This is a genomic window from Rugosimonospora africana (assembly GCF_016862975.1).
In the GTDB taxonomy this organism is placed as follows: domain Bacteria; phylum Actinomycetota; class Actinomycetes; order Mycobacteriales; family Micromonosporaceae; genus Rugosimonospora; species Rugosimonospora africana.
Genome location: NZ_BONZ01000081.1, coordinates 91744 through 101565, shown reverse-complemented (window position 1 = coordinate 101565; position 9822 = coordinate 91744). Strand labels below are relative to the sequence as shown.

The following is a 9822-nucleotide window of genomic DNA, read 5'->3' as shown; positions in this document are numbered from 1 at the left end:
GACGGACCTGATCGCCCTGGGGGCGACGGAGCCCCCAGAGCAGCCGCGGCCGGACCGGTGGCGGGTGCTGCTGGACCCGGCCGGGCACCCGTTCTGTATCACGACGAGCATCTGAGCCGGAAGTGAGTGTGGTGAGCGAGGATGCGGCGGCCCGGGTGGGCCGGTTGATGACGGCGAAGGCGCTGCCAGGGCGGGGTGATGAACTGGCGGCCGCGCTGGTGCGGGTCGCCGGTACGCTGCGCGGGTTCCCCGGCTGCGAGCTGTACGTGATCAACCAGGATCGGGCGGACCCGGACACGGTGTACGCGTTCGAGGTGTGGTCCGACGAAGCTGCGGTGAACGCGGCGCTGGAGGCGGCGCGGACGGCGGCGAACCCGCCGGTGAGCATGGCCGCCGTGATGGCGATGGTCGACGGCCCGATGCGACGGGTCGACCTGGTGCCCTTGGGCGGCGTGGGGCTGGCCGAGTAGTCGCCGTAGGACCGGTGTGCCGGGCGCGTGCGCGTGGCACACCGGCCGGGTCAGGCACCAGCGCCGAGTCCTGGCGGGTCGCCCTTGGCGACCACACCGCGCGGGCCTTCGGCGCTGGATTCGGACAGGGGGCAGAAGTGTCGCAGCACTTGGCTAGGTGCTGGTCGGTCATGCGTTAGTCAGCCTCGGGACCTCCGAGCTCAGTGAAGAGAGTCAACTGCAGAGCGCCGGGTGCCTCCAGCCGTGCGCTCAGCGAGTTCCATGGGGTCCGGGTCGGGTGGGCGATCACCTGAGCACCGGCAGCGGCCAGCCTCGACGTGGCGGCGTCGCAGTCGTCGACCTGGAACGCGACGCGGATGTGGCCAGCCACTCGCTGCCCGACCTCGACCTCATCGATAAAGGCGGCGTGGCCCGGGTCGGCCAACTCCAAGGTGGCTCGGCCGGCGTCGAGGATGGTGACCCTTCCATCGGCAGAGGCGAAAGCAGCGCGCTCGGCCAGGCCGAGGACATCGCGGTAGAAGTGCAGTGCCGCTTCGTAGTCGGTCGCGGTGACCACGAGGCGGAGTTCGCGGACGGCAGGTTCGTCGGACATGTCGGCTCCCTGACTGCTTTGACAAGCTGCTCGCCAACACAGTACGACGCATGCGACGAGTTGTTGCGCGTCCTGCAACAACGGCTGTCGTGGGGGAGGGGCGGGTGCCCCGGGGCGATGTCACAGTTCGGCACGCTCGTCGCGCCTTCTTGTCGATGGCGCCGCCCGGCGCCGGTGTGTAGTGGAGGACTTGATGAACGTCGCTTTGTGGATCATGCAGGTGATCGTGGCTATGGTGTTCCTGTTCTCGGCCGTGACCAAGGGCACCTGGTCGAAGGAGAAGTTGGTCGCGAAGGGGCAGACCGGGGTGGGGCCGGTGCCGCTGGCCGCGGTGCGGTTCGTCGCCCTCGCGGAGCTGCTTGGGGTGTTGGGGTTGCTGCTGCCATGGGCGATGGATGTCGCGCCAGTCCTGACCCCGCTGGCCGCGATCGGACTGGCGATCATCATGGTCGGCGCCGCACTGATTCATCTGCGGTTGGGTGAGCCCCGCACCGTGCTCGGCAATGCCGCCATTCTGATCTTGTGTGTCGTCGTCGCCAGCGGTCGACTCGCCCACCTCGGCTAAGCCGTACGGCGCCTCACGCAGGTCAGTACGTTATCAACGAAAGGCCGCGCACCATGTCCGACGCCGTGCTCGACGTCTTTGACTGCCACCGCAAGCTGCTGCACGGTGTCGCCTACCGGATCCTCGGCAGCGTGGATGAGGCCGATGACGTCGTTCAGGAGACGTGGTTGCGCTGGCACCGCGCGGACCGCGCCGCGGTCGCCGATCCGCGGGCGTACCTGGTCCGCATCGCCACCCGCGCCGCATTCGACCACATCCGCCGGGCAGCCAGCAGACGCGAAACCTATGTGGGGGCCTGGCTGCCCGAACCGATGTTGACTGAACCGGACATCGCCGAGGACGCGGCCCTGGCCGACTCGATTTCGATGGCGATGCTGGTGCTCCTGCAGACCCTGTCGCCGCTGGAACGCGCCGTGTTCGTCCTCAAGGAGGCATTCGGCTTCACCTACCCTCAGATCAGTGACGCGATCGGCAGATCCGACCAAGCCGTCCGCCAACTGGCCCACCGCGCCCGTCAACACATCCAGGCTCGTCAACCCCGTTTCGACGCCGATCGGAATGTCTCGCGTACCGTCACCGAACGATTCATGAAGGCCGCGATCGGCGGCGACCTCGCCGCCCTGCTGTCAGTGCTCGCACCGGAGGTCACGCTCATCGCCGACAGCGGCGGGAAGACACCGGGCCCACGCCGCCCGATCCACGGGGCCGAGAAGGTCGCCCGGTTCTTTGCCGCAACGGCGGACAACATCCCCACCGGCACCCTCATGCGCATCGTCGATATCAACGGCGGACCGGGAGCCCTCACGCTGCTCGGCGCGACCCCGTACGCCGCCTTCAGCTTTCATGTCGGCGCCCGCACCGAACGGATCCAGACGATCCACCTCATCAGCAACCCCGACAAGCTCACCAGACTCGAGCTCGACAATCAGCGCGCAGTCTGAAGCGGAAGGTCACGTCCATTCTCGACGAAGGGTTGGCATTTCGGGACGCCCACGCATCCTCAACTGGCGGCTGAGTGTGTACCCCCGGTGAGGAAGTCAAGATGAGTGGCGGCCAAATCCAGTTGCACAGACCACATAGGACATACGGCGATCGTCCCGGAAAGCTTTGTGCGAGCACGGGTTCCGGCTATAGTGGGGGTATGCGCCCCCGTTTTCGGGGGAAAGCACCATTGTGGGGGTTCGATCCCCCCTCGAACACCCCAAGATCGTATGAGAGCCATACGCTCCGCCCTCGGTCTGGTCAGGTTCGCACCGTTCCACTGGAGTGGGGCGGATCTGTGAGTGGCACGCTTGGCGTTGTTCCCAGGGCCTCGCCTAGCGGGTGATCGCGCTAGGCGAGGTGTCTCAAGCCGCTCGTGAGGACAACCGTCCACCATCATCTGACCCCGTCCGTGACTCGCCTTGGGATGTCATGGCATGGGCATCGGACGGGGCGCCGGTCATGCCGCCGGATCGCGGCGATGCAGCACGGCTAGGCTGACGGCGGTGCACAGGGCCACGGTGGCGAGCTGCACGAGGGCTCCGGTCCCGAGGCCGCCGGCCGGGCCCGGCTCGAACAGCCCCACCCAGTTCTGCCAGTAGTGGACCGGCAGGGCCACGGCGACCGCGTGCAGGGCGGACTGGCCGTTGAGGATGCTGGCGGCGACGACGAACGCGACCGCCGCGGCGAGGGCTTCGGCGCCGCGCGGCAGCAGCACCCCGAGAGTGAACGCGATCGCAGCGATGCTGAGCATGCACAGCAGGGTGTAGCCGCTGGCCGCCAGCGCACGGGCGATGGCGTCGCCGGTGCTCAGATTGGGGGAGCCGATCCGATGGAACGGATGCCAGCCGAAGAGGGCCAGGCCGGTGACGAACCCGGCGGCCAGCACACAGCCGAGGGCGAGCGCCGTGGCGATGGCCACGGCGGCGAGCTTTGCGGTCAGCAGCCGGGCCCGGGTGACCGGGGCGACGTAGAGGTAGCGCAGGAGGCCCCAGTCGCGGTCGGCGGACGCGATGACGGTGGCGAGCAGGCAGACGATGACCGGCAACAGGAGCGGCCCGATGAACTCCAGGCTCGCCATGGTGTGGTTGAGCGCCGAGTAGGGGGACGCTCCGAACAGGCCGGTCTGGGTGCCGTTGCGATGTCCGGCCTCGGGAGCGAACGACAGGCCGGCCAGGACCGGGACGGCGGCGAGGAAGCCCAGGGCGATCAGGGTGCGCAGCCGCATCAGTTGGGTGGTGAGTTCAACGCGCAGCATCACGGTGTCCTTCGGTCATGGCGTCCGTCGGTTGATGGCGTCCGTCGGTCATGGCGAGGTAGGCGTCCTCCAGGGACCGGTGGGCCGGGTTCGCGGCGAGGACGTCGGCCAGCGGCCCGGAACTGACGCGCCGGCCCCGGTTCATCACGACGATGTGGGTGGCGACTTGCTGCACCTCGGCGAGCTGGTGGCTGGAGATCAGGACAGTGGCGCCGGCCTTGGCCAGGGCTGCCAGGTGTTCCCGCAGAGCGCGGATCTCGGCGGGGTCGAGGCCGTTGGCCGGCTCGTCCAGGATCAGGACGTCGGGCAGGCGCATCAGCGCCTGGGCGAGCATGAGTCGCTGTTTCATGCCCATCGAGTAGCCCTTGACCTTGCGGTCGATCGCGGCGCCGAGCCCGGCCAGGTCGAGGGCGTCACGCAGGCCGGGCGGTGGCCAGGTCCGCCGGGCCGCCGCCCACAGCAGCTTCAGGTTGTCGGTCCCGTTCAGATGGGGTACGAACGCCGGCCCGTCGATGAGCACACCCACGCGGCGCAGCACCGCGGCGCCGAGACTCACCGGTTCGCCGGCGATGTGGGCGGTGCCACTGTCCGGAGTGGACAGACCGACCAGCATCCGCATGGTCGAGGTCTTGCCGGCCCCGTTCGGTCCGAGCAGCGCGCAGATCTGCCCGGTGCCGGCGGCGAAGGTGAGTCGGTCGACGGCTTGCTGGCGGCCGTACCGCTTGGACAGGCCGTCGACGCGGATCGTCGCCGTTGGCGCGGCGGGTGCGGACATGGGGCATCGCCCTTTCTCGGCGGATCGCCGGAAGGTGGGGGAGGTGCGGTGATGGGAGGTGTGGTGCGGGGTTGGCTAGCGGGTCGCGGCCAGCTGGCGCCGGCCCGCCGCCGCAGCGAGGACGCTCGCGGCGGCCATCAATCCGATCGTGGCGATCCAGCTGGGCACGAACGGGGTGGCCAGGAGCCCGTGGTCGCCGTGGAACACGGTCGGATCGCTCGCGTGCACCCGTGCGCCCCAGATCACGGCGACGACGGTGGTCACCGCCATGCCCGCGGCCAGAACGACCAGGGCCGCCGGTCGCAACCGGGTCGGTTGGTCGGCCGGTACCCGGCGCAGCACGGTCGCCGCCGCCCATGCGGTGGCCACGACCAGACCGATGCCGCTGACCGCGATCAGCGCAAACCCGGTGATGGTGGCCGCCGAGTGCACCCCGTGGCCCTGCGAGAGCAGCAGCGCCAGGCGCAGAACCCCGTACCAGGCGGCGGCGCCGGCGAACGGGACGGCCACGTACCGCCAGGCGCCGGCATCCCTGCCGCGCAACAGCGCCATCGCGGTCGGCGCCGCCGCCGCCACCAGCGCGAGCAGCGCGACCGCGGCCGCCGCGACCAGCAGCACGTAGACGCCGCCGGCTGCGCCGGTCAGGTCCTCGGCGAGCTTCTGGAACGCGATGCCGGCCACGGTGAACAGGCCGGTGGCCCACACCGCGGTGGTCATCGGTGAACGAGTGGACATGAACCCTCCCTGTTCCCACCGGGCGTGTACCGCGCCCCGCAACGAGTTGACGATCAGCCGGGGACGCCGGTGGACGCCCAGGTCGCACAGCAGCTGGGCGTACTCCTGGCCGTACCGGCGCCGCCAACCCGAGGGGTAACAGGCCAGCAGCGCGCGGACCAGCCACGGATCGCCGGTCACGCCGACGCCATCCGCAGCCGGCCCAGGCTCAGCGTGGCCAGCCGCTGCATCCGCGACGCCTGGGCCGACAGCTCGGCCGCGCCGGCCGCGGTCAGCCGGTACGGGCGGCGGCGCCCTTCGGCCGGCAGGCCCTCGATCAGGCCCCGCTCCTCCAGCCGGCTCAGCGCCGCGTACAGCGTGCCGGGGCCGAGGCTCACCCCGACCTGCTCGGCGACGTCATTGGTGATGGCATACCCGTGCTTGTCGCCGTCGGCCAGGCTGGCGAGCACCAGCAGCCCCGGCTCGGCCCAGCGGCCCAGTTCGTCGACCATTCTCTACTCCGTCCCGCGATATAACGCCGAGCGTACTACACCGGGCGATATAGCGCCACCGCTTCGGATGGGGACCGGATGTGGCGCGCGGGTGGGCAGAGGCCGCGGTGTTGTATAGGCCGGTGGTGTTGCAGGGGCCGGTGGTGTTGCAGAGGTCGCGGCATCGCAGGGGCCGCGGCGTGGCAGAGGCCGCCCGGCGTTATCGCTGGGAGCTGCGCCACTCCTCGTATTCCTGCCGGCTCTGCGGCGTCAGCGGGTAGTAGTCCGACAGCCGGGCGCCCTCGTCGATGCGCTGGCGGCTGAACACTTCCCAGTCCTCGTGGTCGCCGGCTTTGGCGACGACATCGCCGACCGCGCCCGAGGGTCCAGCCCGCGGGCCTCTGGTCGAAGTCGTACCGGTCGGGCAGGTGCCCAACCGGCCAGGGTCGTAAAGGTCGGGGTCGAAGTGGTCGAAGTACCGCTGATAGTCGGCGTCGGTCAGTTGTTCGCGGGACTTGATCCACTCGTGCCGCGCGGCGGCCGCGTAGATGCCCAGTGCAGGAACAGCCCGAACCGCGCTTCGGTGAACCATGCCGGGGTCGGTGCCGGCATCAGCGGGCCCTTTCGGCTGTGTCGAGTTTGGCGGCGGCGAGCCATGCCTGCGCCAGCAGTGCGTGCCCGGCCGGGGTCAGGTGTAGTACCCCGTCGGACGACCACTCCTGGACGTCGCTGTCGGCGACCGCCTGGGCCAGCAGCCCATCCGCGGGCACCAGCGCCGCCCCGAACTCGTAGGCCAGCCGCCGCACGGCGGAGATCTTCGGGTCGAGGTCTTCGCGGCGGGTCCACAGCTCGGGGCGCGCCGGCAGCAGGAACGGTTCGATCAGCAGCAGCCGTGCGCCGTGCGCCGCGGCCTCGCCGAGGATGAACCGGTAGTCCTCCTCGAAGTCCTCGACCGTCGTCGGGTCGTCGCCCTCGTAGCGGCGCCACACGTCGTTGATGCCGACCAGCACCGACACCGTGTCCGGGCTCAGGGCGAGGCAGTCCCGCTTCCACCGGGCGCGCAGGTCGACGACGCGGTCGCCGCCGATGCCTCGGTTGACGAACTGGATGCGCTGACCCGGCCGGCGCGCGGCATGCAAGCCGGCGGCCATGGCGGCGTAGCCGGCTCCGAGGGACGCCGGGTCGTCGCGGTCGCGGCCGCAGTCGGTGATGCTGTCGCCGATGAACAGCATCGTGCTGCCGGCAGTGAGACTGCGCGTCACGCCACGTTCTCCTTGTCTGATGCGGCGTCTGACGCGCGGTCCGACGCGCCCTCGTGCGGCGACTGGCCGACCGGGGTGAGCCCGGGCGGGGCGCCGGTGGTCGGGGTTGGTGTGTCGGGTGCGAGCAGCCCTTCGGCGCGCAGCTCCGACCACAGGTCGTCGGGGACGGGGTGCCCGAACGCGGCGAGGTTGGCGGCCACCTCGGCCGGTGAGCGCATGCCGACCAGCACGCTGACCACGGCGGGGTCGCCGAGCGGGAAGCGCATCGCGGCGGTGCTCATCGGGACGCCGTGGCGGCGGCAGACCTCGCGCACCCGCAGGGCGCGGGCCAACTCGTCGTCGCTGGCCGGCGAGTAGGCGTAGCGGGCGTGCGGGCCGGGGTCGACCAGGATCCCGCTGTTGAACACGCCGCCGACCACGACTCCGACGCCCCGCCGGGCGCAGGCCGGCAGCAGGTCGGTGATGGCGCTGTGATCCAGCAGCGAGTACCGCCCAGCCAGCAGGACGAGGTCGAGGTCCAGCCGGGAGACGAACCGGGCCGGCATCGCCGACTGGTTCATCCCGACCCCGATCGCGCCGACGACCTTCTCCTCGCGCAGCCGGGCGAGGGTCGGGTACGCGCTGCGGTACACCTCGTCCTCGTGGTCGTCCGGGTCGTGCAGGTACACCACGTCGACCCGGTCGGTGCCCAACCGTCGCAGGCTGTCCTCCAGGCTGCGCAGGATCCCGTCGCGGCTGAAGTCGAACCGGGCCCGCAGGCGGGGGGCCCCGGGAAACGGTGGGGTGAACGGTCCGGCCGGCTCGGTCAGTACCCGGCCGACCTTGGTGGACACGATGACGCCGGGGTCTGCCGACCGCAGCGCCCGGCCGACCCGTGCCTCGGCCACACCGAGCCCGTACCCGGGGGCGGTGTCCAGATAGGACACTCCACCCTCGAGCGCGCGGGCGATGGTGGCGGCGGCCTGCTCGTCGTCGACCGGCTCGTAGAGGAAGCCCAGCGGCGCGGTGCCCAGCCCGAGGGTGGGAAGGCGCGGCCCGCGTGGCCTCACGGCAGAGTTCACGCGGCGGCCAGGTACTGGTCGAGCCACTCCAGAACGGCGTCGACCTGGCGCGGGTCGAACTCGTGGCCCACGTCTTCGAGTACGACGTGCCGCAGGTGTTGCGACGCACCCGAGGCCGCGTAGGCCGGCCGCAGCGCCTCGACGAAGTCCGCGATGTGTCCGGGAGTGGTGATGGTGTCCTCGGCCCCGGCGATGACCAGCAGCGGCCGCCCGGCCAGCTGCGGGGCGAGCTTGGCGCTCGGGCCGGAGGTCGCCACCCGCGCGGCGTCGCCCAGGTCGGCGAACTCGGACATCTGCGTCACGTCGCAGACCGGCATGATGGCCGCCCCGCAGGCCGGGCGGGGGTCGCAGGCCAGCTTGAACAGTGTCTGCATCCCGCCCCAGGACTGGCCGACCACGGCGAGCCGGTCCTTGGAGGCGACCAGTCCCAGCGAGAACGCCGCGTCGACGATGGCCTTCGACTCGGCCCGCGCAATCTTGAGCAGGTCCGGTCCCTGCCCGGCCATGCTGGCCTGGTGCAGCTCGGCGACGTCCTGCCAGGCCCGCTTGCGGTCACCGTGCCCGGGGGCATCGGGGACCAGCACGTCGTGGCCGGCGTTGAGCAAGGCGGCGACGATGTTGGGGCTGACCCGGTTGCCCGTCACGCCGGGCGGCAACGCCTGTTCCTTGTTGCCCCGGAAGCCGTTGTAGAACACCACGAGCGTGTCTCGGCGGACGCTCTGCGGTGCCCGCAGGTGCAGCGCCGGGATCGGGTCGGGGCTGTACGGCAGGAACAGCGTTTGCACCTGCGCCCAGGGGCGCCACGGTGAGACCGGACCGGGCGGTCCGGCGAGATTGGATGCCTGGCGGACCGCCTCGACCATCGCGTCGGCCAGCAGCAGGCCGACCAGTTCGGCCGACGGTCCCTCGGGCAGCGGGACCGTGACGTCGGCCTCCTTGAGTAACTGCCGGGACGGGGCCGCAGCCAGGTAGACCACCTGCGCACCGGCCTCGCGGGCTGCCGCGAGGCCGGCGCTCGCGCCGAATTCGGCGTTGCCGTAGGCCAGCAGCACCACCACCGAACCGGTCGGCATTCCGCGCGCCCGTCGTGGCCAGTGATTCGGCACGGCCGAGCAGGCCGCCGGCACCGACAGCTCGGCCAGCCCCGCGGCGAGCACCGCACCCGCGCCGGCCAGCTCGGGTGCCGGCCAGATCTCCACCCAGCGGGCCAGGCGCAGCTGGCGGGCAGCATTGGGCATCGAGGCGTCCGTGCGCAGCCGGTCGGCCAGTGGGCTCAGCGTGTCGGGCGCCGACTCGCGCGCCTGGTGGCCGTCGGCCGCGAAGTCGTTGGCCACTCCGAGGCGCAGCGCCGGGTAACCGGGGAAGCCGACGTTGCGACAGAACCGCGACACGGTGGGTTGGGCCACCTCGCACAGCTCCGCGAACTCGCTGATGGACATGGCGATGGCCCGCGCCGGATCGGACAGCAGCCGGTCGGCGACGCGGCGTTCCGCCGGGGCGAGATCGGGGAGGGCGGCACGCACGCGGTCGAGGGCGGCGGTGCGGGTACCCGGCGAAGGGGGTTGCTCGAGCAAGGCCATGGTGCTTAGTATATTGCAGTCCAGTTACATGTAAAGAAATATACTGACCTGGCGAGCGGAATAGTTTTTCCCA

The 9822-nt window shown here is 70.9% G+C and carries 13 protein-coding genes; 4 read left to right on the top strand and 9 right to left on the bottom strand.

Features of this window, described 5'->3' with window-relative positions; genetic code table 11:
- Together Raf01_RS38185 and Raf01_RS38180 are read left to right on the top strand one after the other, a co-directional pair.
- The coding region (locus Raf01_RS38185) for a VOC family protein (RefSeq protein WP_308442689.1) at window positions 1-115 on the top strand (115 nt) is incomplete at its 5' end.
- Between the two features lie 16 nt (window positions 116-131).
- Complete coding sequence (locus Raf01_RS38180; protein ID WP_203922973.1) at window positions 132-470, top strand: putative quinol monooxygenase; 339 nt, start codon at window positions 132-134, stop codon at window positions 468-470.
- Window positions 471-645: 175 nt separating this feature from the next.
- On the opposite strand, the gene Raf01_RS38175 is transcribed toward Raf01_RS38180, so the two are convergent.
- Entirely contained in the window at window positions 646-1062 is a 417-nt protein-coding gene (locus tag Raf01_RS38175; protein ID WP_203922972.1) for a VOC family protein, read from the bottom strand.
- Between the two features lie 193 nt (window positions 1063-1255).
- Between Raf01_RS38175 and Raf01_RS38170 the strand changes: the two genes are divergently transcribed.
- Both Raf01_RS38170 and Raf01_RS38165 read left to right on the top strand, forming a co-directional pair.
- Window positions 1256-1627, top strand: a complete 372-nt coding sequence (locus tag Raf01_RS38170; protein ID WP_203922971.1) for a DoxX family protein — start codon at window positions 1256-1258, stop codon at window positions 1625-1627.
- Window positions 1628-1680: 53 nt separating this feature from the next.
- Window positions 1681-2568: an RNA polymerase sigma-70 factor gene (locus Raf01_RS38165; RefSeq protein WP_203922970.1), complete on the top strand. Its 888-nt coding sequence runs from the start codon at window positions 1681-1683 to the stop codon at window positions 2566-2568.
- A gap of 500 nt (window positions 2569-3068) precedes the next feature.
- Here the strand turns inward: Raf01_RS38165 and Raf01_RS38160 are convergent, their stop codons facing one another.
- From Raf01_RS38160 to Raf01_RS38125, 8 genes are all read right to left on the bottom strand, one after another.
- Window positions 3069-3866, bottom strand: coding sequence for a DUF2705 family protein (locus tag Raf01_RS38160; protein ID WP_203922969.1), 798 nt, complete (start codon window positions 3864-3866; stop codon window positions 3069-3071).
- Window positions 3853-4641: an ABC transporter ATP-binding protein gene (locus tag Raf01_RS38155; RefSeq protein ID WP_203922968.1), complete on the bottom strand. Its 789-nt coding sequence runs from the start codon at window positions 4639-4641 to the stop codon at window positions 3853-3855. Before Raf01_RS38155 ends, Raf01_RS38160 begins: the two co-directional genes overlap by 14 nt.
- Before the next feature lie 75 nt (window positions 4642-4716).
- A complete protein-coding gene (locus Raf01_RS38150) occupies window positions 4717-5556 on the bottom strand; it encodes a hypothetical protein (RefSeq protein WP_203922967.1) in 840 nt (279 codons plus the stop codon).
- Window positions 5553-5867: a PadR family transcriptional regulator gene (locus Raf01_RS38145; RefSeq protein ID WP_203922966.1), complete on the bottom strand. Its 315-nt coding sequence runs from the start codon at window positions 5865-5867 to the stop codon at window positions 5553-5555. Before Raf01_RS38145 ends, Raf01_RS38150 begins: the two co-directional genes overlap by 4 nt.
- Before the next feature lie 199 nt (window positions 5868-6066).
- Complete coding sequence (locus Raf01_RS38140) at window positions 6067-6438, bottom strand: RraA family protein (RefSeq protein WP_203922965.1); 372 nt, start codon at window positions 6436-6438, stop codon at window positions 6067-6069.
- Between the two features lie 19 nt (window positions 6439-6457).
- The gene (locus Raf01_RS38135) at window positions 6458-7108 is read right to left on the bottom strand and encodes an SGNH/GDSL hydrolase family protein (RefSeq protein WP_203922964.1); all 651 of its coding nucleotides are present in this window, start codon (window positions 7106-7108) and stop codon (window positions 6458-6460) included.
- Entirely contained in the window at window positions 7105-8169 is a 1065-nt protein-coding gene (locus tag Raf01_RS38130; protein WP_203922963.1) for an aldo/keto reductase, read from the bottom strand. Before Raf01_RS38130 ends, Raf01_RS38135 begins: the two co-directional genes overlap by 4 nt.
- Window positions 8166-9749, bottom strand: a complete 1584-nt coding sequence (locus Raf01_RS38125; protein WP_203922962.1) for a prolyl oligopeptidase family serine peptidase — start codon at window positions 9747-9749, stop codon at window positions 8166-8168. The genes Raf01_RS38130 and Raf01_RS38125 overlap by 4 nt, the downstream gene beginning before the upstream one ends.
- Window positions 9750-9822: the final 73 nt, after the last annotated feature.

Bases quoted from the DNA above. Each gene is read 5' to 3' on its own strand.
- Raf01_RS38175 (WP_203922972.1), bottom strand. From the start codon at position 1,062: ATGTCCGACGAACCTGCCGTCCGCGAACTCCGCCTCGTGGTCACCGCG.
- Raf01_RS38170 (WP_203922971.1), top strand. From the start codon at position 1,256: ATGAACGTCGCTTTGTGGATCATGCAGGTGATCGTGGCTATGGTGTTC.
- Raf01_RS38165 (WP_203922970.1), top strand. From the start codon at position 1,681: ATGTCCGACGCCGTGCTCGACGTCTTTGACTGCCACCGCAAGCTGCTG.
- Raf01_RS38160 (WP_203922969.1), bottom strand. From the start codon at position 3,866: ATGCTGCGCGTTGAACTCACCACCCAACTGATGCGGCTGCGCACCCTG.
- Raf01_RS38155 (WP_203922968.1), bottom strand. From the start codon at position 4,641: ATGTCCGCACCCGCCGCGCCAACGGCGACGATCCGCGTCGACGGCCTG.
- Raf01_RS38145 (WP_203922966.1), bottom strand. From the start codon at position 5,867: ATGGTCGACGAACTGGGCCGCTGGGCCGAGCCGGGGCTGCTGGTGCTC.
- Raf01_RS38140 (WP_203922965.1), bottom strand. From the start codon at position 6,438: ATGGTTCACCGAAGCGCGGTTCGGGCTGTTCCTGCACTGGGCATCTAC.
- Raf01_RS38125 (WP_203922962.1), bottom strand. From the start codon at position 9,749: ATGGCCTTGCTCGAGCAACCCCCTTCGCCGGGTACCCGCACCGCCGCC.